The 24,982-nt window shown below is 69.0% G+C and carries 26 protein-coding genes; 15 read left to right on the top strand and 11 right to left on the bottom strand.

Annotated features, from left to right (window positions below; genetic code table 11):
- Positions 1-74: 74 nt before the first annotated feature.
- From coaE to PSV23_RS14700, 4 genes are read right to left on the bottom strand one after another with little or no spacing between them, the layout of a single operon-like run.
- On the bottom strand, positions 75-692 hold the full coding sequence (gene coaE / locus PSV23_RS14685) for a dephospho-CoA kinase (protein ID WP_300470330.1): 618 nt from the start codon (positions 690-692) through the stop codon (positions 75-77).
- Complete coding sequence (locus PSV23_RS14690) at positions 689-1,486, bottom strand: shikimate dehydrogenase (protein ID WP_300470332.1); 798 nt, start codon at positions 1,484-1,486, stop codon at positions 689-691. Before PSV23_RS14690 ends, coaE begins: the two co-directional genes overlap by 4 nt.
- On the bottom strand, positions 1,483-2,118 hold the full coding sequence (locus tag PSV23_RS14695) for a nucleoside triphosphate pyrophosphatase (RefSeq protein ID WP_300470334.1): 636 nt from the start codon (positions 2,116-2,118) through the stop codon (positions 1,483-1,485). The genes PSV23_RS14690 and PSV23_RS14695 overlap by 4 nt, the downstream gene beginning before the upstream one ends.
- Positions 2,115-2,999, bottom strand: coding sequence for a pyruvate, water dikinase regulatory protein (locus tag PSV23_RS14700; RefSeq protein ID WP_300470337.1), 885 nt, complete (start codon positions 2,997-2,999; stop codon positions 2,115-2,117). The genes PSV23_RS14695 and PSV23_RS14700 overlap by 4 nt, the downstream gene beginning before the upstream one ends.
- A gap of 484 nt (positions 3,000-3,483) precedes the next feature.
- Here PSV23_RS14700 and hemE point away from each other — a divergent pair, with 484 nt between their 5' ends.
- The 11 genes from hemE (at position 3,484) to PSV23_RS14755 (ending at position 13,967) form a co-directional block, all read left to right on the top strand.
- Entirely contained in the window at positions 3,484-4,530 is a 1,047-nt protein-coding gene (gene hemE, locus PSV23_RS14705; RefSeq protein WP_300470339.1) for a uroporphyrinogen decarboxylase, read from the top strand.
- Positions 4,527-5,588, top strand: coding sequence for a ferrochelatase (gene hemH / locus PSV23_RS14710; protein WP_300470341.1), 1,062 nt, complete (start codon positions 4,527-4,529; stop codon positions 5,586-5,588). Before hemE ends, hemH begins: the two co-directional genes overlap by 4 nt.
- Positions 5,588-6,082 (top strand): CopD family protein, encoded by a 495-nt coding sequence (locus PSV23_RS14715; protein ID WP_300470343.1) that lies wholly within the window; start codon positions 5,588-5,590, stop codon positions 6,080-6,082. The genes hemH and PSV23_RS14715 overlap by 1 nt, the downstream gene beginning before the upstream one ends.
- A 211-nt stretch (positions 6,083-6,293) precedes the next feature.
- Positions 6,294-7,709: a transcription termination factor Rho gene (rho, locus tag PSV23_RS14720; protein WP_300470345.1), complete on the top strand. Its 1,416-nt coding sequence runs from the start codon at positions 6,294-6,296 to the stop codon at positions 7,707-7,709.
- Between the two features lie 40 nt (positions 7,710-7,749).
- A complete protein-coding gene (locus tag PSV23_RS14725) occupies positions 7,750-7,989 on the top strand; it encodes a DUF6489 family protein (RefSeq protein WP_300470347.1) in 240 nt (79 codons plus the stop codon).
- A 139-nt stretch (positions 7,990-8,128) separates the two neighbouring features.
- The gene (gene mnmE / locus PSV23_RS14730; RefSeq protein WP_300470349.1) at positions 8,129-9,433 is read left to right on the top strand and encodes a tRNA uridine-5-carboxymethylaminomethyl(34) synthesis GTPase MnmE; all 1,305 of its coding nucleotides are present in this window, start codon (positions 8,129-8,131) and stop codon (positions 9,431-9,433) included.
- 69 nt (positions 9,434-9,502) lie between these two features.
- Positions 9,503-11,359 carry a tRNA uridine-5-carboxymethylaminomethyl(34) synthesis enzyme MnmG gene (gene mnmG / locus PSV23_RS14735; RefSeq protein ID WP_300470352.1) on the top strand — a complete coding sequence of 619 codons (1,857 nt, stop codon included), beginning with the start codon at positions 9,503-9,505 and terminating at the stop codon, positions 11,357-11,359.
- Positions 11,360-11,411: 52 nt separating this feature from the next.
- Positions 11,412-12,032 (top strand): 16S rRNA (guanine(527)-N(7))-methyltransferase RsmG, encoded by a 621-nt coding sequence (gene rsmG, locus PSV23_RS14740; protein ID WP_300470354.1) that lies wholly within the window; start codon positions 11,412-11,414, stop codon positions 12,030-12,032.
- Positions 12,016-12,828 (top strand): ParA family protein, encoded by an 813-nt coding sequence (locus PSV23_RS14745; protein ID WP_300470357.1) that lies wholly within the window; start codon positions 12,016-12,018, stop codon positions 12,826-12,828. Before rsmG ends, PSV23_RS14745 begins: the two co-directional genes overlap by 17 nt.
- Before the next feature lie 85 nt (positions 12,829-12,913).
- Entirely contained in the window at positions 12,914-13,756 is an 843-nt protein-coding gene (locus PSV23_RS14750; protein ID WP_300470479.1) for a ParB/RepB/Spo0J family partition protein, read from the top strand.
- A 25-nt stretch (positions 13,757-13,781) separates the two neighbouring features.
- Complete coding sequence (locus PSV23_RS14755) at positions 13,782-13,967, top strand: hypothetical protein (protein WP_300470359.1); 186 nt, start codon at positions 13,782-13,784, stop codon at positions 13,965-13,967.
- 171 nt (positions 13,968-14,138) lie between these two features.
- Here PSV23_RS14755 and holA read toward each other — a convergent pair whose 3' ends face one another.
- From holA to PSV23_RS14775, 4 genes are all read right to left on the bottom strand, one after another.
- Positions 14,139-15,191: a DNA polymerase III subunit delta gene (gene holA, locus PSV23_RS14760; RefSeq protein WP_300470361.1), complete on the bottom strand. Its 1,053-nt coding sequence runs from the start codon at positions 15,189-15,191 to the stop codon at positions 14,139-14,141.
- A gap of 10 nt (positions 15,192-15,201) precedes the next feature.
- Positions 15,202-15,693 (bottom strand): LPS assembly lipoprotein LptE, encoded by a 492-nt coding sequence (gene lptE / locus PSV23_RS14765; RefSeq protein ID WP_300470363.1) that lies wholly within the window; start codon positions 15,691-15,693, stop codon positions 15,202-15,204.
- Complete coding sequence (leuS, locus tag PSV23_RS14770) at positions 15,693-18,251, bottom strand: leucine--tRNA ligase (protein WP_300470365.1); 2,559 nt, start codon at positions 18,249-18,251, stop codon at positions 15,693-15,695. The genes lptE and leuS overlap by 1 nt, the downstream gene beginning before the upstream one ends.
- A 63-nt stretch (positions 18,252-18,314) precedes the next feature.
- Entirely contained in the window at positions 18,315-18,788 is a 474-nt protein-coding gene (locus tag PSV23_RS14775) for a DUF3576 domain-containing protein (protein ID WP_300470481.1), read from the bottom strand.
- Positions 18,789-19,124: 336 nt separating this feature from the next.
- Here PSV23_RS14775 and PSV23_RS14780 point away from each other — a divergent pair, with 336 nt between their 5' ends.
- Entirely contained in the window at positions 19,125-19,517 is a 393-nt protein-coding gene (locus PSV23_RS14780; protein WP_300470367.1) for an NtrZ family periplasmic regulatory protein, read from the top strand.
- Between the two features lie 6 nt (positions 19,518-19,523).
- Here PSV23_RS14780 and PSV23_RS14785 read toward each other — a convergent pair whose 3' ends face one another.
- Positions 19,524-20,165 (bottom strand): thiamine phosphate synthase, encoded by a 642-nt coding sequence (locus PSV23_RS14785; protein WP_300470369.1) that lies wholly within the window; start codon positions 20,163-20,165, stop codon positions 19,524-19,526.
- Between PSV23_RS14785 and PSV23_RS14790 the strand changes: the two genes are divergently transcribed.
- Positions 20,164-20,880 carry a YggS family pyridoxal phosphate-dependent enzyme gene (locus tag PSV23_RS14790; protein WP_300470370.1) on the top strand — a complete coding sequence of 239 codons (717 nt, stop codon included), beginning with the start codon at positions 20,164-20,166 and terminating at the stop codon, positions 20,878-20,880. The two genes, PSV23_RS14785 and PSV23_RS14790, sit on opposite strands and share 2 nt — an antisense overlap.
- Before the next feature lie 62 nt (positions 20,881-20,942).
- Positions 20,943-21,629, top strand: coding sequence for a response regulator transcription factor (locus PSV23_RS14795; protein WP_300470371.1), 687 nt, complete (start codon positions 20,943-20,945; stop codon positions 21,627-21,629).
- Here PSV23_RS14795 and PSV23_RS14800 read toward each other — a convergent pair.
- Complete coding sequence (locus PSV23_RS14800; protein WP_300470374.1) at positions 21,626-22,411, bottom strand: hypothetical protein; 786 nt, start codon at positions 22,409-22,411, stop codon at positions 21,626-21,628. The genes PSV23_RS14795 and PSV23_RS14800 overlap by 4 nt on opposite strands.
- Positions 22,412-22,557: 146 nt before the next feature.
- Here PSV23_RS14800 and PSV23_RS14805 point away from each other — a divergent pair, with 146 nt between their 5' ends.
- Positions 22,558-23,967: an SLC13 family permease gene (locus PSV23_RS14805; protein ID WP_300470376.1), complete on the top strand. Its 1,410-nt coding sequence runs from the start codon at positions 22,558-22,560 to the stop codon at positions 23,965-23,967.
- On the opposite strand, the gene PSV23_RS14810 is transcribed toward PSV23_RS14805, so the two are convergent.
- Positions 23,964-24,758, bottom strand: a complete 795-nt coding sequence (locus PSV23_RS14810) for an exodeoxyribonuclease III (protein ID WP_300470378.1) — start codon at positions 24,756-24,758, stop codon at positions 23,964-23,966. The two genes, PSV23_RS14805 and PSV23_RS14810, sit on opposite strands and share 4 nt — an antisense overlap.
- Positions 24,759-24,982: the final 224 nt, after the last annotated feature.

A 24,982-nucleotide genomic window follows, 5' to 3' on the forward strand; every position in this document is an offset into this window, starting at 1 on the left:
TGGCGCGCTTCGCCCGGTTTCGAAAGGGCCGCGTGGGGTCGGGAGGTCCCGAAGGGCCGACGATCGCGGCCCGCTCAGATGCCGCGCCGGGGCGGCGACCATCCCGGAGCCAGAACCATCCCCACGATTTCCTCGACCCGGGCCCGCGCCGCCTCCAGCCCCTCGCCCGTATCGACGACGAAGTCCGCCCGGCGGCGCTTTTCTGCGTCCGGCAGCTGCCGCGCCAGGATGGCCTCGAACCGTTCACGGGTCATGCCGGGCCGGGTCAATACCCGCGCCGCCTGCACCTTGGCCGGCGCCGTCACCACCACCACCGCGTCCACCCCGGCGTCGCCGCCGGTCTCGAACAGCAGCGGAATGTCCAGCACGGCCAGCCTGACGCCCCGCAACCGTGCGGCCTCCAGATCCCCGAGTCGCCCTTGCAGCACCAGCGGATGGACGATGGCCTCCAGCCGCCGGAACGCCTGCTCGTCCCGCCCCAGCGCCCTGGCCAGTCGCGCCCGGTCCACGGCCCCGTCCACCACCACCCCCGGAAACGCCTCGCCTACGGGCGCCACGGCGGCGCCGCCCCGGGCGTAGAGCCGGTGCACGGCGTCGTCGGCGTTCCAGACCAGCGCCCCGGCGTCGGCGAACATCGCCGTCGTCGTCGACTTGCCCATGCCGATGGAGCCGGTCAGGCCGAGAACGATCACGCCGCCTCTCCCAAAGCCCGCAGCGCCACGGCCCGCACATCCACATCCGGCGGCTCGACGCCGAACAGCGCCCGGAACGACGGCCTCGCCTGACCGATCAGCATGGCCAGCCCGTCCACCGTCGTCAGCCCTCGCGCCCGCCCTTCAGCCAGAAAGGCGGTGACCAGCGGCCGGTAGGTCATGTCCATCAGCACCGTGTCATCCGGCAGCGCCGCCAGATCGATCGTCGGCGGAACGCTCAGCGCATTGACCACCAGCGCGGCCTCGCCCAGGGCGCCGACGTCAGCCACCGCCACCCCCAGATCAACCGCCAGCACCCGCGCCCGCTCCACCGTCCGGTTCAGCACCCCGACCCGGGCTCCCGCCGCCTTCAGCGCCGCCGCCGCCGCCCGCGCCGCGCCGCCTGCGCCCAGCACGATTACCGGGCGGCCCCGTACGTCCAGACCCGGGGCCTGTTCGGCCAGGGCGGCCACCAGACCATGACCGTCCGTGCTGTCGGCCCGGACCCGGCCGCCCTCGAACACCAGCAGATTGGCCGCGCCGCAGGTCCGCGCCGTCTCACCCGCCTCATCCGCCAGGGCGAGCGCCTGCCCCTTGAACGGAGCCGTCACGTTCAGTCCTCGCAAGGTTCCGCGCCGTCCCTGATCCACCAGTTCGGCGAAGGCGTCGGCGTCCGCCGGCCCGAAGGCGCGATAGACCGCGTCCAGTCCCGCCGCCGCGATCCACGCCCCGTGGATGACCGGGCTCAGGGAATGCGCGATCGGTTGTCCGGCGACGCCCGCAACCATGGTCATGACCGCAGCACTCCGGCCCGCCGCAGCTCTTCCAGCACCGGCCACAGCGGCAGACCCAGGACGGTGAAATAGTCGCCCTCCACCACCTCGAACAGCTGTGCGCCCATCCCCTCCAGCCGATAGGATCCGACGCAGGCCAGCAGTCCGTCGCCCTCGGCTTTCAGATAGGCGTCCAGAAAACCGTCCGAGAAATTCCGCACCCGCATTGTCGCCGTGTCGACGCCCGACCAGAACACCTGCCCGTACCGCGCCAGCGCCGCGCCCGAATGCAGCTGGTGCGCCTTGCCCCGCATCGCCATCAGCCCGTCCCGCGCCTCGTCCCGGGAAGCAGCCTTCGACACCAGCCCGCCTTCGAAGGCCAGGGTCTGGTCCGCCCCAAGCACCCAGGCCTCCGCATCGTGTCGCGAAACCGCCAGCGCCTTGACCCGAGCCAGCTCGACCGCCAGTCCCGCGGCGTCGGCCGGGTCGTGCGTGGCCTTGACCGCATCCTCGTCGATGTCGGCGACCTGGACCGAAAACGGCACGCCGGCGCCTTCCAGCATGGCCCGGCGGGCGACGCTCTTTGATGCAAGGATCAGACGCTCGCCGCGCTCATGCAGCCCGAGGGTCGACGGCGCACCGGAAATGCTCACCAGGTCGCTCCCAGCCGGCGCGTGCGGCGCTCGTTCAGCACATTGATGATCGCGGCGGCCGTCTCCTCGACCGAACGACGGGTCACGTCGATAACCGGCCAGCCGCGCCTTTCGAACGCCCGGCGCGCCCTGACCGTCTCGTCGCGCACGGCGTCGTGATCAACATAGGAGGACGCCCGCGTCGCGTTCAGCCCGTCCAGCCTGTTCTTGCGGATTTGCACCAGCCGATCGGGCGACACGGTCAGGCCGACGATCAGCGGATTCTTCAGCCCGACCAGCCGTTCGCCGTCCTCCTGACCCGGCACCAGCGGCACATTGGCGGCGCGGATGCCGCGGTGGGCCAGATAGATGCAGGTCGGGGTCTTGGAGGTGCGGCTGACCCCGCACAGCACCACATCGGCGCTTTCCAGCTGGGCTGTCGTGCCCTGGCCGTCATCGTGCGCCATGGCGAAGTCCAGCGCCGCGATGCGGTTGAAATAGTCGGTGTCGAGCGCGTGCTGCGCCCCCACCCGCGTCGACAGGGCCGCCCCCAGATAGCGCGACAGGGCGCCGACCAGGGGATCCAGCGCCGCGATCTGCGGCATGTCCAGCCTGCGGCACCCCGCTTCCAGCTGTTCGCGCAGCTCCCGATCAACCAGGGTATGCAGAACCACGCCCGGCGAGGAAGCGATCTCCTCCAGCACCCGCTCCATCTGCTTGTCGTTCCGCACCAGGGCGTAGATGTGCTCGATCGGAATGACTCCGTCGAAGCGCGCCACCACGGCCTTGGCCATGGCGTTCAGGGTCTCCCCGGTGGAATCCGAGACCAGGTGGACATGGAAATAGGTGGCCAGTCGCGTCGGTCCCGTGGTCCGGCCCGTCCCTGTTGCGCCCGGCGTCATCGGCGGCTGTCCATATGTGCGAGACTCCTGTGGACGGGGCGGGGCGCCGTTGGCCCGCGGCTGTCGGTCTTTCCCTATAGCCGGGCCGGACGAGGGCGGCGAGCGGGGACAGGGGTGGACGAGACATGCATCGCCGGGCCGGTTCATCCCAAGGCCGTCATCCGTCACCGGTTCGCCTGTGGAGATCCTTAATGAGGGGTTAACGGCGCCCAGCCGCCATGGTCGGCCCCTCCCCGAAAAGCCCGTCCTTAATGCCTCGTTAGGACTTATCCCCGCTTTCACCAGCCCGGTGCATGACGGTGCGGCGTCTGTGACCATTTGCGGAAAACCCATCCGTCCGCGTCCGAACGATCCGGCTTATCCCCGCCATCCCCCGTACTGTCTTCTACCTCCAAAACTTTCGAATCTTTCTTGATAAGGATTGAAGGGGTGCGACACGGGTCGGGCTTGAGCCTGAACCGGGCCACCGGTAGGACCGGGTCAGATGACCGTCTCACCCCCCACACCGTTGCTTCTCAAGGTTCTCTCCGGGGAGACGACCTCACGTCCACCGGTCTGGTTCATGCGTCAGGCCGGGCGCTACCTGCCGGAGTATCGGGCGCTCAGGGCGACGACGCCGGACTTCATCTCCTTCTGTCTGGATCCGGAAAAGGCCGCCGAGGCGACGCTGCAGCCGATGCGCCGTTTCGGCTTCGACGCCGCCATCGTCTTCGCCGACATCCTGTTGATCCCCCGGGCGTTGGGTCAGGAGGTCTGGTTCGAGGCCGGCGAGGGGCCGCGGCTGGGCGCACTGCCTCCTGTTGAGGCCATGCGGGACCTGACATCCGGGGCCGGCGAGGCGCTGAAACAGGTCGGCCAGACCCTGTCGATCGTGCGGGCGCAGCTGGATCCGGAGCGCGCCCTGATCGGGTTCGCCGGCGCGCCCTGGACCGTCGCCACCTATATGCTGGACGGCGAGGCCCGGACGATCGGCAAGGGCGAACGCGCCCAGGCCCGGACCTACGCCTATGCCGAGCCGGAAAAGGTCGCGGCCCTGCTCGAGGTGCTGGTCGAGGCCACGGCCCATTATCTGAAGATGCAGGCCGACGCCGGGGCCCAGGTGCTGAAGATCTTCGAGAGCTGGGCCGAGGGCCTGCCGGAAGACCTGTTCGAAAGCCTGGTCCTGCGGCCTCATCAGCAACTGGTCCGCCGGGTGCGCGAACTGGGTGTCACCGTGCCCCTGATCGGCTTCCCGAGGGGCTCGGCGGCGCTGGCGGAACGCTACGCCGCCGAGGTCGACGTTCAGGCCGTGGCCCTGGACACCGCCTGCCCGCTTGAGATCGGTCGCCGCGTCCAGGCGATCAAGCCGATCCAGGGCGCGCTCGATCCCCTGCTGCTGCGCGCCGGCGGCCCGATGCTCGATCGCCGCGTCGACCAGCTGCTCGAGGCCTGGGGGCAGGGACCGTGGATCTTCAATCTCGGCCACGGCATCCTGCCCGACGTCCCGATCGCCCATGTCGAACAGGTGCTGAAACGGATCGGCGCCCAATGAGCGGGCTGGTTGCCGGTCGCCGGATCGCCGTCGTCCTGTTCAATCTGGGCGGGCCGGACGATCAGGCCTCGGTGCGCCCCTTCCTGTTCAACCTGTTTCGCGACCCGGCGATCATCGGCCTGCCCGATCCGTTCCGGACCTGGCTGGCAGGACTGATCTCCAGCCGCCGCGAGGTCGGCGCCCAGGCCAACTACGCCCTGATGGGCGGAGGCTCGCCGCTTCTGGCCGAGACGCGCAAACAGGCCGCCGCGCTGGAACAGGCGCTCGGGACCGCGCTCCCCGGAGACCAGGTCCGCACCTTTGTCGCCATGCGCTACTGGTCGCCCCTGACCGAACAGACGGCCGCCGAGGTCGCGGCCTTCGTCCCTGATGAGATCGTCCTGCTACCGCTCTATCCGCAGTTCTCGACCACCACGACGCAATCATCCCTGAAGCTGTGGGACCAGGTTTACATCGGGCCCGGCGCCAGCCGGACAGTCTGTTGCTATCCGGAGGCCCCCGGCTGGATCGCGGCCCAGGCAGGGGCTGTTCGGACCGCCGTCACGGCGGCTGCCGGCAAACCCGTGCGCGTTCTGTTTTCGGCCCACGGCATCCCCGAGAGTCTGATCGCGAAGAAGGGCGACCCCTATCAGGAGCAGGTCGAGGCGACTTGCGCCGCCATCGCCTCGGCCGCGGGACTGGGCGAGCGCGAAGCGGACTGGACGATCTGTTACCAGAGCCGGGTCGGGCCGATGAAATGGCTGGGTCCCTCGACGCCCGAGGCGATCGCCCGGGCCGCCCATGACGGCGTCGGCGTGATTGTCACGCCCGTCGCCTTCGTCTCCGAACACATCGAGACCCTGGTCGAGCTCGACATCGAATACGCAGAGATGGCCCACGGACTGGGCCTCACCCCGTATCTCCGCACGCCTGCGGTCGGGGTGGCCGCCCCCTTTATCCAGACGCTGGCCGAAGCCGTTATGGAGGCCTTGCCGCGCGGGGGAGTCGCGCCCTACGGTCCTGGCTGCCGGGCCGTCTGGAAGGCCTGCCCATCTCAATGCGCAAGGAGGGCGGCGTGATGCTCGATTTCGCTACGTTCGAGGTGGTGCGGGGGCTGCATATTCTGGCGGTCATCGCCTGGATGGCCGGCATGCTCTTCCTGCCGCGTCTCTATGCCTATGACGCCGAACAGGCCGACAAGGCCGAGCCGCTGCGCTCGGAGATGCGATCCCTGCTGCGAATCTGGCAACACCGGCTGCTGAAGATCATCATCAATCCGTCGATGATCCTCGCCTGGGTGTTCGGGGTGTGGCTGATCGTCATCCATATGGTCGGCTTCGATGAAGGGTGGAGCTTCCTGGCCCAGCCATGGATGATCGCCAAACTGGCGGGCGTGGTCGCTCTCAGCGGCTGGCACGGCTTCCTGGCGAAAGAGCTTCGCCGCATCCGCGCAGGGACGTCCGTCCGCACCGGAAAGTTCTGGCGCATGACCAACGAGATCCCCTTCCTGATCGCCATCGTCATGGTGCTCTCGGTCACGACCCAATGGACCTTCGGCCAGGCCGGCGCTTGACCTGACCCCCCCAGGCGTGGTTTCGCTGATCCCGAACCGTTCCTGGCCCAAGAGCCTTCCACGCCGGGCGGTCCCTCTCTCCCAGCGACGCCGATCGGATCTCTCCCGTCGGACCCCGTCGTTCTCCCTGCCGGCCGCAAGGCCAGACATTGTCAGCCCGCCCGGTCTCGCTTGCGCGAGCGCCCGGCTGCGCATGTGTAAGAAGCCTCCCATGACCGACGTCCGCGACACCGATCCCACCGCCCCTGAAGCCGAAAACCTCGAAGGCGAACAACCGTCAACGGAATTGGCCGCCGCCGACCTGCCCATGGTCGATCAGGAGTCCGGCGACGAAGAGGACGACGGCGAACCGATCGTCCCCAACGGCCGCATCACCCTGCAGGAGCTCAACGACAAGACGCCCGAGGAACTGGTCGCCTTCGCCGAGAGCCTCGAGATCGAGAACGCCGGCAACCTGCGCAAGCAGGACCTGCTGTTCGCCATCCTGAAGACCCTGGCTGACGAAGAGGTCGAGATCATCGCCTCCGGGACGCTGGAAATCCTGCCCGACGGTTTCGGCTTCCTGCGCAGTCCGGACGTCAATTATCTTCCGGGTCCGGACGATGTTTACGTCTCTCCCTCGCAGATCAGACGCTTCGGCCTGCGCTCGGGCGACACCATCCACGGCGCCGTCCGCGGCCCGCGCGAGGGCGAGCGCTATTTCGCCCTGCTCAAGGTCGACACGATCAATTTCGAGGACCCGGAAACGGTCAAGACCAAGGTCCTGTTCGACAATCTGACCCCGCTCTATCCCGAAGAGCGGCTGCACATGGAAATCCAGGACCCGACCCTGAAGGACCGCTCGGGCCGGGTCATCGACATCGTCGCCCCGCTGGGCAAGGGCCAGCGCTGCCTGATCGTCGCCCCGCCGCGGGTCGGCAAGACGGTCATGCTGCAGAACATCGCCAAGTCGATCGAGCGCAACCACCCGGAAGTGACCCTGATGGTCCTGCTCATCGACGAGCGCCCCGAGGAGGTCACCGACATGCAGCGCACGGTGAAGGGCGAGGTCATCGCCTCGACCTTCGACGAGCCCGCTACCCGCCACGTCGCTGTCGCCGAAATGGTGATCGAAAAGGCCAAGCGCCTGGTCGAGCACAAGAAGGACGTCGTCATCCTGCTCGACTCCATCACCCGCCTGGGCCGCGCCTACAACGCCACCGTCCCGTCGTCGGGCAAGGTCCTGACCGGCGGCGTCGACGCCAACGCCCTGCAGCGGCCGAAACGCTTCTTCGGCGCCGCGCGGAACGTGGAGCAGGGGGGCTCGCTGACCATCATCGCCACCGCCCTGATCGACACCGGCTCGCGTATGGACGAGGTGATCTTCGAAGAGTTCAAGGGCACCGGCAACTCCGAGATCGTGCTGGACCGCAAGGTCGCGGACAAGCGCATCTTCCCCGCCATCGACGTGCTGAAGTCCGGCACCCGCAAGGAAGAGCTGACCACGCCCAAGGATCAGCTGGCCAAGACCTATGTCCTGCGCCGCATCCTGAACCCGATGGGCCCGCAGGACGCGATCGAATTCCTCATCGACAAGCTGCGCCAGTCCAAGAACAATGCGGACTTCTTCCAGTCGATGAACACCTGATGCGGCTTCGGCTGTTTCACGTGAAACATGGAGCGGCGGCATGAAGGTCAACGTTGAAGTCGAGTGCACGCCCGAGGAGGCCCGCGTCTTCATGGGCCTGCCCAATGTCGAACCGCTGAACGACCATCTGGTCGCCGAGATGAAGCGGCGCATGGACGAGAACATCACGGCCATGCAACCGGACGAACTGATGAAGACCTGGACCAGCTTCGGCCTTCAGGCCCAGGACCAGTTCCGCAAGCTGATGGAAACCGCCGTCACCGGCGCGACCCGGCCGTGACCTCCGTCTCCTCCCCCGCAGGGGGAGGGGGACCGCGAAGCGGTGGAGGGGGCCTGTCCGCATCCGCCGGCGTCGCCCCCTCCGTCACGCCGCCAAGGCGGCGCGCCACCTCCCCATCGCTGCGCGACAGGGAGGAGACATGAGCACCATCTTCGCCCTTGCCACCCCTCCGGGCCGGGGCGCCATCGCCATCCTCCGCCTCTCCGGTCCATCCACCGACGCCGCCCTGACCGCTCTCGGCGCCGGCGGCCTTAAGCCGCGTCTCGCCTCGCTGCGGACCCTGACCCATGCCGGCCAGGCCGTCGACCAGGCCCTCGTCCTGCGTTTCCCCGCCCCCAACAGCTACACCGGCGAGGACTGCGCCGAGCTCCACCTCCACGGCGGCCGCGCCGTGGTCGAGGCCGCCAGCCAGGCCTTGATCGCCCTCGGCCTGCGCCCCGCCGATCCCGGAGAATTCACCCGCCGGGCTTTCGAGAACGGCCGCATGGATCTGGCCCAGGCCGAGGCCGTGGCCGACCTGATCGACGCCGAGACCACGGCCCAGGCGGCCCAGGCGCGGGGCCAGCTGGACGGCGCCCTGTCGCGCACCTACGCCGGTTTCCGCCGCGACCTGCTCAAGGCCATGGCTCTGGTCGAGGCCGAGATCGATTTTCCGGACGAGGAGATTCCCGACAATCTGGCCCGCACGGCCGGACCGGTTCTCGACGCCCTGATCGCCGATCTGGGCGCGGCCCTGGCCGACTCCCGGCGCGGCGAGCGGGTGCGCGAGGGCTATCGCATCGTCCTGATCGGCGAGACCAACGCCGGCAAGTCCTCGCTGTTCAACGCCCTGATCGCGCGCGAGGCCGCTATCGTCACCCCGATCGCGGGCACCACCCGGGACGTGCTGGACGTTGATCTGATCATCGGCGGATACGCCGTGACCCTGTCGGACACGGCCGGCCTGCGCGAGTCCGACGATGTCGTCGAGGCCGAGGGCGTTCGACGCGCGCGGGCCCGGGCCGAGGCGGCGGAGTTGCGGCTCTGGGTCCGCGGCCCGGGCGATCCGGCGGGCGCCGCGGCCGACCATGTGAGGCCGGGCGACCTGTTGATCCTCAACAAGGCAGACCTCGGAGAGGCGGAACCCGTCGCCGGCATGGAAAGTCTCGCGATCAGCACCGCGACGGGGCGGGGGTTGGCTGAGCTGCACGACTGGATTGCGGCCCGGCTCGCCCGCGATCTGTCGGGCGCCGATTTCCCGGCGGTCACCCGCGAGCGCCACCGCCGCCGTCTGACCGAGGCTCTCGCGGACGTCGAGGCGGCGCGGCGGGCGCTCGACCACACGCCGGAAATGGCCGGCGACGATCTTCGCCGGGCGGCGGAGACCCTGGGCCGGGTCACGGGCGCCATCGGCGTCGAAGACATTCTCGGCGAGGTCTTCTCGACCTTCTGCATCGGCAAGTGAGGTGTTTCACGTGAAACCACTCTCCGGCGCCGGTGGCGTTTCGGGCGCTTTTGCCCTATCTCCCCGGCCATGAAATCCTTCGATGTCATCGTCATCGGCGGCGGCCACGCCGGCTGCGAGGCCGCGGCCGCCTCCGCGCGCGCCGGGGCGAAGACGGTGCTGCTGACCCAGAAACTCGAGACCGTCGGCGAGATGTCGTGCAACCCGGCCATCGGCGGACTGGGCAAGGGCCATCTGGTGCGTGAGATCGACGCCATGGACGGCGTCATGGCCCGGCTGGGCGATGTCTCCGGCATCCAGTTCCGCCTGCTCAACCGCTCCAAGGGGGCCGCGGTTCAGGGGCCGCGCAGCCAGATCGACCGCCGCCTTTATCGCGAGGCCATGCAGACGGAACTGGCGCAGACGCCGAACCTGACCCTGATGGCCGGAACAGCCGAAAGCCTGATCCTCGACGGCGGCCGCGTCGTCGGCGTCGTCACGGGCGAGGGGACCGAGGTTCGCGCCGGCGCGGTGGTGCTGACCACGGGCACCTTCCTCAACGGCGTCATACACAAGGGCGACCAGCGCATCCCCGCCGGCCGCCACGGCGAGGCGCCGTCCACCGGCCTGGCCGCCGACCTCTATGGCGCGGGCTTGCAGATGGGCCGGCTAAAGACCGGCACTCCCGCCCGCCTCGACGGCCGCACCATCGCCTGGGACCGGCTGGAGATGCAGGCGGCGGACGCCGAGCCCGCGCCGTTCAGCTTCCTGACCGACCGCATTGACGTGCCCCAGATCGCCTGCGGGGTGACCCACACGACCGAGGCCACCCACCGGATCATCGCCGACAACCTGGGCGACAGCGCCGTCTATGGCGGCCACCTGTCCGGCCGCGGCCCGCGTTACTGCCCCTCGATCGAGGACAAGGTGGTCCGGTTCGCCGACAAGGCCTCGCACCAGATCTTCCTCGAGCCCGAGGGCCTCGACGATCCGACGGTCTATCCCAACGGCATCTCGACCTCGGTGTCCGATGCGACCCAGGCCGCCTTCCTGCGCACCATTCCGGGGCTGGAGGCGGTCGAGGTGTTCCGCTTCGGCTACGCCATCGAGTACGACTATGTCGATCCGCGCGAGCTGACGCCGGCGCTGGAGGTCAAGAAGCGGCCCGGCCTTTATCTGGCCGGCCAGATCAACGGCACCACAGGATACGAGGAGGCCGGAGCTCAAGGGTTGATCGCCGGCCTGAACGCCGCCCGCGCCGCCGCCGGCTCGGACCCCATCATCCTTGGCCGGGACCAGGCCTATATCGGCGTCATGATCGACGATCTGGTCACACGCGGCGTGACCGAGCCCTACCGGATGTTCACCAGCCGGGCCGAGTTCAGGTTGACGCTGCGGGCCGACAATGCGGATCAACGGCTGACCCCCATCGCCGAGGCGGCTGGAATTGTGTCGTCCAGGCGGTCACAGGCTTTCGCAGCCAAATCCGCGCAGCTGGCCGAGGCGGCGGCTGTTTCACGTGAAACGGTCTTTACGCCCAGGGAGGCCGGGGCTTTGGGGATCCACGTCAACGCCGACGGCCAGCGCCGCTCGATCCGCGACCTTCTGGCCTTCCCCGGTGTGACTCTGGAGACCTTCGCCGCAACCCGGTCCGAGATCGCGGGCTGGTCGCCCCAGGTCCGCCAGCAGATCGAGATCGAAGCGGGCTACGCCGGCTATCTGGACCGGCAGGCTTCTGACGCGGAGGCGCTGCGGCGCGAGGAGGCCCTGGCCCTGCCGGTTGACCTCGACTACGCCGCCATCGGCAGCCTGTCGAACGAGGTCCGTGAGAAACTCACGCTTGTCCGGCCGCGCACCCTGGGTCAGGCCGGGCGCATCGAAGGTATGACCCCCGGCGCCCTGACGGCGCTTCTGTCCCACGTGAAGCGCGCCCGGGTGGCTGCGTGACTCGCGTCGCCTTCGCGTCTCCTCTGCCTGAAATCGGGGAGGAGACCCGTCCATGACCCCCGAAGAATTCCAGATCCAGACCGGCGCGACCCTCGCGCAGATGGCCGACCTTCACATCTTCATCGAGCGCCTGACCGAGACCAATGCGGTGATGAATCTCGTCGGTCCCGACAGCCTGCCCGACGTCTGGAACCGGCATATCTGGGACTCGGCCCAACTGCTCGCGATGAAGCCCAATGCGAAGACCTGGGCCGATCTCGGGGCCGGGGCCGGGTTCCCCGGTCTGGTTCTCGCGATTCTGCTGAAGGATCGGTCCGACAGCCACGTCTGGCTGATCGACAGTCTGGGCAAGCGTTGCCGCTTCCTGCAGGAGGCGGTCGAAGGCCTGTCGCTGCGCGCCACCGTGATCAATGGCCGGGCCGAGGAGCAGAGGATAAAGGTGGACGTCGTCACCGCGCGCGCCCTGGCGCCGATGGAGCGGCTTCTGGCCTATGCACAGCCTTATCTACAGCGTGGCGCACAGGGGCTGTTTCTCAAGGGGGAAAAGGCCGAGGCTGAGTTGATCGAAGCCCGCAAGGTCTGGCAGTTCGATAGCGACCTCTCCGTCTCGCGCAGCGATCCGCGCGGCCGTATCGTTTCCGTCCGGAGCCTTCGACGTGTCCCCAACCGGTAAGACTCGCGTCCTCGCGGTTTCCAATCAGAAGGGCGGCGTCGGCAAGACCACGACCGCCATCAACCTGGGCACCGCCCTGGCTGCGATCGGCGAAAAGGTGCTGATCGTCGACATGGATCCGCAGGGCAATGCCTCCACGGGTCTGGGTGTTCCACGTGAAACACGACGGGTGACCATCTATGACGTCATCGTCGACGGCCGCTCGGTCGACGAGTCCGCCGTCCCGACCAGCGTGCCCGGCCTCCACATCATTCCCGCCGACGCCGACATGTCGGGCGTGGAGATCGAGCTGAGCCAGGCCGACCGCCGCTCCTTTCGTCTGCGTGACGCACTCTCGGGGCAGGGGGCGGATGGGCAGGCCCGGTATGACTATGTCCTGATCGACTGCCCCCCGTCGCTGAACCTGCTGACCCTCAACGCCATGGCCGCGGCGGACGCCGTGCTGGTGCCGCTGCAATGCGAGTTCTTCGCGCTGGAGGGCCTGACCCAGCTGATGAAGACGATCGAGATGGTGCGGCAGAGCCTTAATCCCACGCTGGAGATCCAGGGTCTGGTCCTGACCATGTACGATCGGCGCAGCACCCTGTCGGGTCAGGTCGCGGCCGACGTCCGGTCCCATTTCGGGGAGAAGGTCTATGAGGCGGTCATTCCCCGCAACGTGCGCGTGGCCGAGGCTCCGTCATTCGGCAAGCCGGCCTTGATCTACGACCTGAAATGCGCCGGCAGCCAGGCCTATCTGCGCCTCGCCCGTGAAGTGGTGGCGCGTGAGAAGTCCCGTCGGCTTCAGGCCGCGTGACGATGAATAGAAGAACGGAATCAGTGTCTTGAGCGAACGTCAACGCGGGCCGCAACGGGGATTGGGGCGAGGTCTCTCCGCCCTTCTGGGTGAACAGGTGGCCGAGAGCGCGCCGGTCGATGGCGCGCCCGCGCCCGCGGGCGTGCGCATGGCCCCGATCGAGAGCCTGAAGCCCAATCCGGAACAGCCCCGCAAGATCTTCAACAACGACGATCTGGCCGAGCTGTCGGGCTCGATCCGCGACAAGGGCGTTCTGCAGCCGATCCTGGTGCGGTCCCAGCCGGGTCAGGATGGCGTGTGGCAGATCATCGCCGGCGAACGCCGCTGGCGCGCGGCCCAGCTGGCGCGTCTGACCGAGGTGCCGATCGTGGTCCGCGAGATGGACGACGTCGAGGTGTTCGAGGTGGCGATCATCGAGAACGTCCAGCGCAGCGACCTGAACCCGCTGGAGGAGGCCGACGCCTATCGCATGCTGATGGAACGGTTCGGCCGCACCCAGGACGCCGTCGCCGGCGTCGTCGGCAAGAGCCGCAGCCACGTGGCCAATACCCTGCGCCTGCTGCAGCTGCCGGAAGAGGTCCTCTGGTTCGTGCGCCACGGCAAGATGAGCGCCGGCCACGCCCGCGCACTGATCACGGCCCCGAACCCGGCTGTCCTCGCCCAGCAGATCGTCGACGCGGGGTTGAACGTTCGTCAGGCCGAAGCGCTGGCGCGCCGCGCCGCCGAAGGGCCGAAGCCCGCCAAGGCGCGGGCGAAGGCGCCCTCTGGGGAGGGCGCGGCCGATGTGGTGGCGCTGGAGCAGGATCTGGCCGACGCCCTCGGCCTGAAGGTCCAGTTGTCGGACAAGGGCGGCAAGGGCGAGATCACCATCCGCTACGGCACGCTGGAGCAGCTGGACGACCTCTGCCGGCGGCTGATGCGGGGCTGAAGGCAACCTGTGCTAGGCTGATCCCATGACCGACAAGCCCAGCAATCCAACCGCCGAAGCCATGAAGCGCGCGCTCGCCGCCAAGAAGGCGGGGGGAGGCGCCACGCCCGCGGGCCTGCAGGGCGGCGAACGCGCCGAACAGAAGGCCCAGCAGGCGCGCAATCTGCAGCTCGCCAAGCCCGCCTTCCGCAAGGCTTCGAAGCGCGGCTAGGTCCGCCGTCTCCTCCCCACGCGTGGGGAGGTGGCGCGGCGCGGCTTCGCGCCGTGACGGAGGGGGCGACGCCGGTCTCGCCCGCCTGTATCTCCGTCTCCTGTTTCTTCCGATCCGTAGTCGAATTCCTCGCGAATCCGTCGCTGAATTCCTCGGTGTTTTCGGGCCGTTTCAGAGCCCCAGTCTTCTCGCCCGGGCGGATATCTCCAGCAGCAGCCGTTCGGCGATCAACTGGTCGGGCGAGCCCGTGGTCTTGGTGGCGATGTCGGCGGTGTTGATGCTGTCCAGTACCCGGTCGAGGTCCTCCAGCCGCCAGCTGCGGGCCTGACGCAGCATCTCGGCCTCCTGTTTCCAGAACACCCCCGCCGCCTTGGCCGCCTCCTTGGCCCCCGAGCCGTTCGCCTGAAGCACATTGATGCGGCGCAGACGGCCGAGGTGGATCGAGGCCTGTCTCACAGCCATGACAGGGGATTCGCCCTCGGCGAAGGCGCGGCGCAGCCCGGACTGGGCCGGGGCCGGGCGGCCGCCGAAGGCCTGCAACGCGGCGTCCTGCAGCGAGGCGTCGGCCTCGACCCCCAGATGTTGTTCCAGTTCGGCCACGTCGATCGTCTTGCCCGAGCCGGGGCCGATATAGAGGGCCAGCCGCTCGATCTCCTGCCGCATCAGTCCCCGTTCGCGAGGCAGACGGCTGACGAACCGGTCGAGGGCGTCGCCGGTCAGCCCGACCTTGTCAGCGGCCAGGGCCTCGCGCGTCATCCGGGCCACATCGCCAGCCTCATCCTCATAGCAGGCGATGCCCACAGCGCCTGAAGCCCCTTCAGCGGCCTTGCGCAGGGCGGAGTCGCGGCCCAGGGCCCCGGCCTCGATCACCAGCATGGCGTCGGGATTGTAGGCGCCCTCGGCGTGGTGCTTGAGAGCGGCGGCCAGCATCCGGTCGATCGAGGCCTTTTCGGATCCCAGCCGGACGCGCACCAGACGGCGGCCGCCGATCATGCTCAGCGCCGTCAGCGCCTCTTCCAGCCGCGCCTCGTCGCCATCGATGTCGCTGTCTGTGAGGACGGTGACGTTGAAGGGGTCGTTCAGGTCGGGGGTGATCGCCTTGCACAGGATTTCGGCGCGCTCGCCGACGCCCGAGCGGTCCTTGCCGTGGATGACGGCGGCGCGGACGCCGCGGTCGGGCGATGACAGGAAGCGATCGACCTCGGGCCGTTTGGTCAGGATCATGGTGCGACCCTCAAGGCCGCGCCGACAGCGCCCGCAAGATGTCCAGCCGGATCAGGCGCGCCAATTCGGCTGCGGCGCGTTCCTCGCCGTCCTGCTGGGCGGCGATGGCGGCGTAAGGCTGGTCGGCGGCGGCATAGGTGGTGGTGACGGTCTCGACACCGGAGACCGGTTCGCCACCGACCGCCGGCGTCAGGGTCCAGGCTCCGCGCACGGTGAGTTCATAACGGGTCGCGGTGTCGTCGATCCGGCGCCCCAGCGACTGGCGTGATTGTTCCAGGGACGTCTGCAGGCGGTACATCGGTTCCTGCGACCCGTCGCGGCCGAGAGCGTCCTCAAGCTGTTCGCGTACACGATAGCCGAGCCGGTCGTCCTGGGTGGAGACGGCGATGCGCGAGAGTGAGGATCCGGCGCCTGCCTCGCCGTACAGGGGTGTGAAGCCGCAGGCGGACAGTCCCATGACAGAGACAGCGGCGATGACAGACAACGACCAGGAGCGACGCATCAGCCGACCACCAGATTGACGATACGATCCTTGACCACCACGACCTTCCTCACCGTCTGACCCTCCAGCCGCGCCTGCACATCGGCGTCGGCCATGACGATCGCCTCGACTTCGGCCGGTTCCAGGCCTCTGGCGACGCGGATTTCGCCGCGGCGCTTGCCGTTGACCTGGATCGGCAGGACCACCTCGTCGTCAGCCGCCAGGGCCGGGTCGAACTCCGGCCAGTGCGCGTCCAGCACCATCCCCTGTTCGCCGAGGCGCGTCCAGCATTCCTCGGCCAGGTGGGGGGTGAAGGGCGCGATCAGCCGGGTCAGGGCCGACAGGGCCTCGCGCCGCGCCGCGCCGCCGGCCTTGGGCGTGTCGCGGATGGTGGCGATGAAGCCGTAGAGCTTGGCGATGGCCGAGTTGAAGCGGAAGGCGGCGACCCCTTCGGACACGGCCTTGATCGCCTTGTGGGTCTCACGGATCAGGGCGGCGTCGGCCTCGGGTTCGCCGGCGGCGTTCGGATCGAAGGCCTCGACCTCGGCCCAGACCCGCTGGACGAAGCGGCCGGCGCCCTCGACACCGCCGGGCGTCCACTGCACGTCCCGTTCGGGCGGACTGTCGGACAGGACGAACAGGCGGCCGGCGTCGACGCCATAGCCCTCGACGATCTCCTGCGGGGCGACGACGTTCTTCTTCGACTTCGACATCTTCTCGATGTCGCCGATGATCAGGCTCTCGCCGGTCGACAGCTGGCGGGCCGAGCGTTTTCCGGCCTGGTTGGTCAGTTCGACGTCGGTGGGCTCGACCCAGGCGCCGTCGGCGCGGCGGTAGGTCTCGTGGACGACCATCCCTTGCGTGAACAGGCCGGCGAACGGCTCCCGCACCGACATCAGGCCGGCGTCGCTCAGGGCCCGGCTGATGAAGCGGGCATAGAGCAGGTGCAGGACGGCGTGCTCCACGCCGCCGATATACTGGTCGACGGGCAGCCATTTGTCGGCGGCGGCCCTGGAGATCGGCTCGGCGGCCGTCGGATCGGTGAAGCGGGCGAAATACCAGCTGGAGTCGACGAAGGTGTCGAGGGTGTCGGTCTCGCGCACCGCCTCGCCGCCGCAGGACGGGCAGGCGACGTGCTTCCAGGTCGGATGACGGTCCAGCGGGTTACCGGGGGTGTCGAAGGTCACGTCCCTGGGCAGTTCGACGGGCAGCTGCTCTGGGGGCACGCCCACGGGACCGCATCTGGAGCAGTGGATCACAGGGATGGGACATCCCCAGTACCGCTGGCGGCTGACACCCCAGTCGCGCAGGCGATAGATGGTCGCCCCCTGGCCCTGACCGGCCGCCTCGATGCGGGCGATGGCCGCGGCCTTCGCCGGTTCGATCTCCATCCCGTCCAAGAAGTCGGACCGGAACAGGCGGCCGGGGCCCACATACGCTTCTGAATTCACGACGAAATCGTCGCCAGCGCCGTCGGGTCTCACGACCGGAATTACGGGCAGGCCGTATTTGCGGGCGAAGTCGAGGTCGCGCTGGTCATGGGCCGGGCAGCCGAAGATGGCGCCGGTGCCGTATTCCGACAGGATGAAGTTGGCGATCCAGACGCTGACCTCGCGGCCGTCGAACGGATGGATGACCCTGAGGCCCGTGTCGAAGCCGATCTTTTCGGCCTGTTCAATCTCGGCCTGGGTCGAGCCGCCCTTGCGGCATTCGGCGACGAAGGCGGCGGCGGCGGGGTTGGCTTCGGCGATCTCGCGGGCGATCGGGTGATCCGGCGCCACGCCCATGAAGCTGGCCCCGAACAGGGTGTCGGGGCGGGTGGTGTAGATCTCAAGCCCGTCCGGCGCGGCGGCGGGCGCGTCACCGGCCCATTTCCACGTCATCTGCAGGCCCTTCGACCGGCCGATCCAGTTCTCCTGCATCAGGCGGACCTTGTCGGGCCAGCGGCCTTCCAATTCCTTCAGCCCCTCGATCAGGTCGTCGGCATAGTCGGTGATGCGCAGGAACCACTGGTTCAGCTTGCGCTTCTCGACCACCGCGCCCGAGCGCCAGCCGCGGCCGTCCACCACCTGCTCATTGGCCAGGACGGTGTTGTCGACCGGGTCCCAGTTGACGACCGAGTCCTTGCGATAGACCAGGCCGCGCCTGAACAGCTCCAGGAACCAGGCCTGCTGTTTGCCATAGTAGGCCGGGTCGCAGGTGGCGAACTCGCGGGACCAGTCCAGCGACAGGCCCAGCAGCTTCAGCTGGTCGCGCATGGCGGCGATGTTGGACCAGGTCCAGTCGCCGGGGTGGATGCCGCGCTCGATGGCCGCGTTCTCGGCCGGCAGCCCGAAGGCGTCCCAGCCCATGGGGTGCAGGACGTCGAAGCCCTGGGCCCGTTTCGAGCGGGCCACGACGTCGCCCATGACGTAGTTGCGGGCGTGACCCATGTGGATGGCCCCTGACGGATAGGGGAACATCTCAAGCACATAGTATTTCGGCTTGCCGGTCCCCTCGGTGGGGGTGCGGAAGGCGTCGGCGGCCGCCCAGCGGGCCTGCTGGCGGGGTTCGGCGGTCTTGGGCTCGTATCGGGCCACGGGAATCCTTCAGGGTCGCTCCTGAAGGCGGGGCCAGAAGGAGGCGGTGGTCGTAGGGGAGGGTTAGCCGGCGTTCTGGAGGTTGAGCTGGCGCGCCTTGGTCAGGATGGCGTTTTCCAGATCGGTCTCGGTCTGTGCCGCCACACGGGCGCCGATCCAGGCGCCCGTCGCGTCGCGGACTTCCTTGGTCACCGTCACGTTCAGCGCATCGGCGCGAAGGCGGGTGTCGAGGATGAAGACCGTGGCCTTGAACCGCTCGTTCGGCGTCGCCGGGTCGGTGTACCAGTCGTAGTTGATGACGCCGCCCCAGGGATCGGCGTTGGCCAGGGGCATGAAGGCCATGGTGTCGAGGGTGGCGCGCCACAGATAGGCGTTGACGCCGATGCCGGCCTGGGCCGCGGCCGCCGACCGGGCGGGGGTGTTGCCGCCGCCGAATACGTCGCCCACGGTCGGTCCGAACGGACGGTCGGACGAGCAGCCGCTGAGCAGAACGCCCGAGGCGATAAGGGCGAACGACGCACCGCGAACCAGCACCATCGAGAAACTCCATTCGATCGAGACGTGCGGCGGACCGGTTCCACCCACGCGCTGGCTCGCCCCAACGTGGGTCGCAGCCGAAGCGAGGCTCTATAACACGGCGAAAAGGGGCGATGACAAGGCGAAGAAGCGTCCGGAACCCAAGGATCGTGTCTCGCGCCGGGCATTCGCGCGTCGCGAGAGCCGGCGGGCCGTGACGCTCGCGCCACAGGAGTCTTCCAGAGTCATGCGGAACCCCTTTCCAGCGGCGCCGTTTCGTTGACCGGGCTGACCAGCGGTGTCTATCTGCTGGGAGAGATCACGACGGGATCCCCGTCGTGACGTGAAGGGCAGGACATGCGCAGCAAAAGCGCCGTCATCGCTGGACTGACCGCGGGGCTTGCGCTCCTGGCCGTGGCCGACGTCGCGTCGGCCCAGACCGACGCCCGCACGCGCGCGCCCGCCGTCTCCCTGACCGACGCCCAATCCGCCCGCGCCGCCGTCGGCCCGTCGCGCCTGCGCTTCACCGAGCGCGGCCGCTGGGGTCTGGATCTGAACCTGGGCCAGCCGGAAACCCGCGACAGCAATGTCGGCGACGTCGAGGCCGGAGCCTATTACCGCGTCAACCCGCGCCTGCGCGTCGGCGCCGCCGCCGGCCTGACCGAGGCCGACACCGATCCGGCCCGCGGCCCGCAAACCGAGCGCCGCCAGGCTGCGCGGTTCCGGCTGGAATCGATCTTCCGCTTCTGACGCCGGTCAGGCGCCGAACGCCGCCTGGATCGCCGATACCCCCGCCAGACCGCCCGCGCCCGAGCCAATGAGGCTTTGCGCGTTCTTCGCGTCGATCCCGCCGAGGGCGTAGACCGGACAGGCGGCTGACGCCGCCAGTGTCCGAAAAACCGTTAAATCGAGCGGCGCCCTGGCCGATGAGGCGCCTCCCGCCGCGAACAGTGGCGACAGGATGCGGGCGTGAAGGTGCGCGCTGTCGAGCGGGGAGCCCGCATGGGCCGCGCCGGTGATCAGCCACTCCGGATGCGCTTCCGACAGGGGCCCGGCTTGATCCAGGGCGCGTTCGGGCAGGTGCAGGCCGTCCGCGCCGACCGCTTCGGCCAGATCGGCGTCCAGACCGATCAGAAGCCGAACGCCGGCCCTCGCCGTGACATCCCGCAGCCGCAGGGCGGCGCCCAGGGCGTCCGCCTGACCGAAATGACGGAACACCACCGCCGCCCCGGCCGGCAGCCGCGCCGCCGTTTCCCACGGGCGGGGCGTACGGATCGGGTCGGTAAAGAACAACAGCGGCGGCAGTGCCCGTGGCGCCCGCGCCCGGCTGACTTTCGCGGCGTCGCGTGCGAGGACACGGGCCACCTCCCACAGGGTTTCGGCGTCCGAGCGGTTCATGGCTTCCTCATCCCCCGATCCTGCCGACGCGTCCAGCATCGCCGGCCGCCTGGCCGCGCTCCGGCGGCGGATAGGGCAGGCTTGCGAGACGGCTGCGCGCGGGTCCGACAGCGTCGTCCTGACCGCAGTGACCAAGACCCAGCCGCCCGAGGCGATCGACGCCATTCTGGCCGCCGGCCAGCGGGTGTTCGGCGAGAACCGGGTGCAGGAGGCGCAGGCGCGGTGGGCTGGGCGCCGCGCTGCCGTTGCTGATCTCGAACTGCGCCTGATCGGGCCTTTGCAGACCAACAAGGTCCCGGACGCCCTCGCCCTGTTCGACGTTATCGAGACGCTGGACCGGCCCCGCCTGGCGGAAGCCCTCGCTATCGCCGCCGGCAAGGCCGGCAAGACGCCGCGGGTGCTGGTCCAGGTCAACACCGGAGCCGAGCCGCAGAAGGCCGGCGTCCTGCCGGAAGAGGCCGACGCCCTGATCGCTCTGGCGCGGTCGCTGGGGCTGACGGTCGAGGGGTTGATGTGCATTCCGCCTGTGGATGACGCGCCCGATCACCATTTTGTCTTGCTGGGAGACATCGCCCGCCGCAACGGGCTGGACGTCCTGTCGATGGGGATGAGCGGCGACTATGAGACCGCGATCCGCCTCGGTGCGACCCATGTCCGAGTCGGTTGGGCGTTGTTCGGGGAACGAAACACCCCTCAAACGGCCTCTATCGATTGAAAACCGCTCCGCTTCGGGTCCTGCCCTTGGCGGAACGGGCAACGCTCGCCATTCTGGTATCCATGCCCGCACCCAAGACCATCCTGATCATCGACGACGACGACGACCTGCGCGAGGCGCTGGCCGAACAACTGGCCCTGCACGAGGCTTTCCGGCCGGTGCAGGCCTCGACCGCCGCCGAAGGGGTGCGGATGGGCCGCGAGGTGCGGGCCGACCTGATCCTGCTGGACGTCGACCTGCCCGACATGGACGGGCGCGAGGCCTGCCGTCTGCTGCGCAAGGACGGCGTCTCGACCCCCATCATCATGCTGACGGGCCAGTCGTCTGATTCCGACACCGTTCTGGGGCTGGAGTCGGGGGCCAACGACTATGTCACCAAGCCCTTCCGCTTCGCCGTCCTGCTGGCCCGCATCCGGGCCCATCTGCGTAGCCATGAACAATCCGAGGACGCCGTATTCCGCATCGGCCCCTATGAGTTCCGGCCCGCCGCCAAGGTCCTGGTCGACGACAAGGCGCGCAAGGTGCGGTTGACCGAGAAGGAAACCAGCATCCTCAAATACCTCTATCGCGCCGGGGCCAAGGCCGTGTCGCGCGAGGAGCTGCTGACCGAGGTCTGGGGCTATAACGCCGGGGTCACGACCCATACGCTGGAAACCCACATCTACCGCCTGCGCCAGAAGATCGAGCCCGAGCCGGGCCAGGCGCGCCTGCTGCTGACCGACGCGGGCGGGTACCGTCTGCAGCCCTAGCCGGGCCGCCACTCACTGAGCACCGAACCTGTCGCGCCGTCCTCGAAGGCGATGCGATCCACGGTCGCGCCCACGACGCAGGCGGGCGGCCGATCGGGTGCGATGACCCTGCAGCGGATCACCCGCCCGTCGGCCCAGCCGGTCAGGCGGCCTTCCAGAACCAGCCGGTACCCCTGGGCGGGGGTTGCCACGGGCTGCTCGCCCTCGGCCCGAACCACGTAGGTGAAGTCGCGGTCGCCCGACCGTCCCAGCCGCGAGGCACCAGCCGGGCGAACCATGACCAGACCCGCCACCCGGGCCGGGAGCGGGACAGCCGGAGCGCCGGGCGTGCGGATGGTTCGGGCAGGGCAGGCCTCGGACCGCATCCATGGCTGGTTGATCCAGACGCCCGACAAGGCCTCGAACCCGTCGGGCGGGGGGCCGGAGACGTCGCCCCCGGTCCAGTCGGCCAGGGACAGGGTCAGGCGGATCGACCGCCCGTCGGCGGAGGCGACCCAACCGGGGGCGCCGTCCGTGGTCGAGGGCGCGCCCGGGAGGCCCGGTTCCGGGCCGAAACAGCCGAACGCCATCTTCAGGGTGAAGGTGCGGCCGGCCAGGGCGTCGGGCCCGGCGGGCGCGATGCCCGCCGCGGCGTCGGAGGCGGCGGCGTCGATGGCGGAGAGAATGGCGGCCCTGTCCAGCGCCGGCGAGGGCGGCGCGGGCGCGGGCGCGGGGGTTGCGGGTTCGGGCGACGCAGGCTCGGCTGGTCCGGACCGGTCGCAGCCGGCGGCGATGCATCCCATCAGGACGAGCGCCGCCGTGGTTCGCCGCGCGCTATTCACTGTCGCCTCTGAAACCATGGAACAAGCCTAGCATATCGTCCGCTTGGACAGGGGGCGCTCCTGTGCGGGGCTCCTTTCAGAAAGCCGCAGGGGGGCCGCGCCGTTCCATGACCTTCGATCAGATCGCGGCCCTGGTGGTCCTGACGGCGGTGGTCGGCGTGCTGGTCCACGGTCGGGTGCGGGCCGATGTCGTGGCCCTGTCGGGAGCCGCGGCCCTGCTGCTGCTGGGCGTGGTGCGCCCGGTGGAGGTTCAGGGCGCCTTCGCCAGTCCCGCGGTTATCGCCCTGGCCGGCCTGTTCGTCATCGCCTACGCCATAGAGCTGTCCGGCCTGCTGGGACTGATGATCCGGCAGGCGACAAAGCTGGCGGCGCGCGTCGGAGCGATCGGGGTCTGGGCCGTGATCGGCATGTGCGGCGTGCTCGGCGGTTTTCTCAACAATACGCCGGTGGTGGTGCTGGCGGCGCCGGTGATCCGCGACGTCGCCCAGTCGCTGAGGCTGTCGCCCAAACGCTTTCTGATGCCGCTCAGCCACGTCTCGGTGCTGGGCGGGCTGATGACCCTGATCGGCACCTCGACCAATCTGCTTGTCAACGACATGGCCCGCAATGCCGGCCAGCCCGTGTTCAGCCTGTTCGAGATCACGCCCGTCGGCCTCAGCATCGCCGTCGTCGGCGGCCTGTGGCTGTATTTCGTCGGCGCGCGCCAGCTGGGGCGCAGCGTGGAGGCCGACGAAGCGGAACAGGCGCGGTTGGCCGAGATGGAAGAGGCCCGGCGCCAGGCGGCCGAAGCCGTCATGGCGAAGCGGCGACGGCTCCTGCCATTCAACCTGCCGCGCCTGGGCGAGGCGCGCACCAACGAGGACGGCTCCGGCGACGCTCACCTGGGGGACGTGGCCCTGTTCGGGGCGGCCGACCGGCCCTTCGACCTGCGCCGCGCCCTGATCGCGCTCGGGGTGTTCGTGGCGGTGGTCGCGGCCGCGGGGCTTGGCCTGGCTCCGATCGCCGCGGCGGCCTTCGCCGGGGCCGTCGCCCTGATCCTGCTCAAGGTCATCACGCCCGAGGAGGCCTATGCCGGACTGCGTCCCGAGATCCTGCTGCTGATCGCCGGCATGGTGGTGGTCGGGGTCGCCATCGAGGTCACCGGCCTGGCCGCGATCGGGGCCGAGATGCTGATCGGGGTGATCCGTCCGTACGGGCCGCTGGTCGCCCTGATCATCCTGTACGGGGTGACCCTGTTCGCTACGGAACTGCTGTCCAACGCCACGGTGGCGGTGCTGATCACCCCGATCGCGGTGGCACTGGCCGAAAGCTTCGGGGTCGATCCCCGGCCGTTCCTCGTCTGCGTGATGATGGCGGCCTCGGCGGCCTTCGCCACGCCGTTCGGCTATCAGACCAATGTACTGGTCTTCCAGATGGGCAATTACAGCTACATGGATTTCGTGCGGGTGGGCGTGCCGCTAAACCTGATCACCTGGGCGGCGGCCATGATCGCGATCCCGATCTTCTTCCCCTTCTAGACCGCCAGATCGACCGTGACCGGGGCGTGGTCGCTGGGCTGGGTCCATTCGCGGACGGTGTCGTGGATGCGGGCCGTGCCGGGCGCTGCCGCCGGGGTCAGGCCGGGCGAGGTCCAGATGTGGTCGAGGCGCAGGCCGCGGTTCGACTTGCGGAAGTCGGCGGCGCGATAGCTCCACCAGCTGGCCAGCTTCTGCGGCTCGGGAATCTGGTCGCGTACGACGTCAGCGAAGCCGCCTGCTTCCTGGAGGCGGCGCAGGGTCTCGACCTCCAGCGGCGTGTGGCTGACGATTTTCGACATATAGCGGTGGTTCCAGACGTCATTCTCGCCCGGGGCGATGTTGAAATCCCCTGCCAGCAGCAGGGGCCGCTGCTTGTCGCGGCCCGCCATCTCGGCGGTCAGACGCTCGTAGAAGTCCATCTTGTGATCGAATTTCGGGTTCACCGCCCGGTCCGGCGTGTCGCCGCCGGCGGGGATGTAGAAATTCTGGATCTCGACGCCGTCGACCATGGCCGAGACGCAGCGGGCGTGCCCCTCACGGCAGACGTCCAGCCTGGGAGCCTCGGCGATCGGCTTGCGGCTGGCGATGGCGACGCCGTGCCAGCCCTTCTGGCCGCCGATCTTCAGGTGGGGCATGCCCATGGCCTCGAAGGCCGCCCGGGGGAACTGGTCCTCGAGGCATTTGATCTCCTGCAGGCACAGGACGTCGGTTCCGCTCTCCTCGACGAAGCGGGCGACCTGGTCGATGCGCAGGCGGACGGAGTTGATGTTCCAGGTGGCGATGCGAAGCATGGTGAAGGCTCTAGCATCTTTGTCGGGCCGCGGTCGCCGGACGCTTTGGGCGCTATCGCTCGCCGCGCGGCGGCTCGCTGCTTGAGCGCGGAACGCGCGCGAAGCGCCAGGCCGCGTCGGGTCGGGAGGTCCCGAAGCGTCCGGCGACCGCGGCCCGACAAAAAAGCGCCCGATCGGGGGGATCGGGCGCTGGAAGGTTCGTCTCTCGCCGCCGGGAAGGGGAT

It is taken from the genome of Brevundimonas sp., assembly GCF_029946145.1.
Classification (GTDB): domain Bacteria; phylum Pseudomonadota; class Alphaproteobacteria; order Caulobacterales; family Caulobacteraceae; genus Brevundimonas.

What these genes read in the sequence shown, in the direction of transcription:
- PSV23_RS14690 (WP_300470332.1), bottom strand. Translation starts at nt 1,486, where the DNA reads ATGACCATGGTTGCGGGCGTCGCCGGACAACCGATCGCGCATTCCCTG.
- PSV23_RS14700 (WP_300470337.1), bottom strand. Translation starts at nt 2,999, where the DNA reads ATGACGCCGGGCGCAACAGGGACGGGCCGGACCACGGGACCGACGCGA.
- hemE (WP_300470339.1), top strand. Translation starts at nt 3,484, where the DNA reads ATGACCGTCTCACCCCCCACACCGTTGCTTCTCAAGGTTCTCTCCGGG.
- hemH (WP_300470341.1), top strand. Translation starts at nt 4,527, where the DNA reads ATGAGCGGGCTGGTTGCCGGTCGCCGGATCGCCGTCGTCCTGTTCAAT.
- PSV23_RS14715 (WP_300470343.1), top strand. Translation starts at nt 5,588, where the DNA reads ATGCTCGATTTCGCTACGTTCGAGGTGGTGCGGGGGCTGCATATTCTG.
- rho (WP_300470345.1), top strand. Translation starts at nt 6,294, where the DNA reads ATGACCGACGTCCGCGACACCGATCCCACCGCCCCTGAAGCCGAAAAC.
- PSV23_RS14725 (WP_300470347.1), top strand. Translation starts at nt 7,750, where the DNA reads ATGAAGGTCAACGTTGAAGTCGAGTGCACGCCCGAGGAGGCCCGCGTC.
- mnmE (WP_300470349.1), top strand. Translation starts at nt 8,129, where the DNA reads ATGAGCACCATCTTCGCCCTTGCCACCCCTCCGGGCCGGGGCGCCATC.
- mnmG (WP_300470352.1), top strand. Translation starts at nt 9,503, where the DNA reads ATGAAATCCTTCGATGTCATCGTCATCGGCGGCGGCCACGCCGGCTGC.
- rsmG (WP_300470354.1), top strand. Translation starts at nt 11,412, where the DNA reads ATGACCCCCGAAGAATTCCAGATCCAGACCGGCGCGACCCTCGCGCAG.
- PSV23_RS14755 (WP_300470359.1), top strand. Translation starts at nt 13,782, where the DNA reads ATGACCGACAAGCCCAGCAATCCAACCGCCGAAGCCATGAAGCGCGCG.
- holA (WP_300470361.1), bottom strand. Translation starts at nt 15,191, where the DNA reads ATGATCCTGACCAAACGGCCCGAGGTCGATCGCTTCCTGTCATCGCCC.
- lptE (WP_300470363.1), bottom strand. Translation starts at nt 15,693, where the DNA reads ATGCGTCGCTCCTGGTCGTTGTCTGTCATCGCCGCTGTCTCTGTCATG.
- PSV23_RS14775 (WP_300470481.1), bottom strand. Translation starts at nt 18,788, where the DNA reads ATGGTGCTGGTTCGCGGTGCGTCGTTCGCCCTTATCGCCTCGGGCGTT.
- PSV23_RS14780 (WP_300470367.1), top strand. Translation starts at nt 19,125, where the DNA reads ATGCGCAGCAAAAGCGCCGTCATCGCTGGACTGACCGCGGGGCTTGCG.
- PSV23_RS14790 (WP_300470370.1), top strand. Translation starts at nt 20,164, where the DNA reads ATGGCTTCCTCATCCCCCGATCCTGCCGACGCGTCCAGCATCGCCGGC.
- PSV23_RS14785 (WP_300470369.1), bottom strand. Translation starts at nt 20,165, where the DNA reads ATGAACCGCTCGGACGCCGAAACCCTGTGGGAGGTGGCCCGTGTCCTC.
- PSV23_RS14795 (WP_300470371.1), top strand. Translation starts at nt 20,943, where the DNA reads ATGCCCGCACCCAAGACCATCCTGATCATCGACGACGACGACGACCTG.
- PSV23_RS14800 (WP_300470374.1), bottom strand. Translation starts at nt 22,411, where the DNA reads ATGGGATGCATCGCCGCCGGCTGCGACCGGTCCGGACCAGCCGAGCCT.
- PSV23_RS14805 (WP_300470376.1), top strand. Translation starts at nt 22,558, where the DNA reads ATGACCTTCGATCAGATCGCGGCCCTGGTGGTCCTGACGGCGGTGGTC.
- PSV23_RS14810 (WP_300470378.1), bottom strand. Translation starts at nt 24,758, where the DNA reads ATGCTTCGCATCGCCACCTGGAACATCAACTCCGTCCGCCTGCGCATC.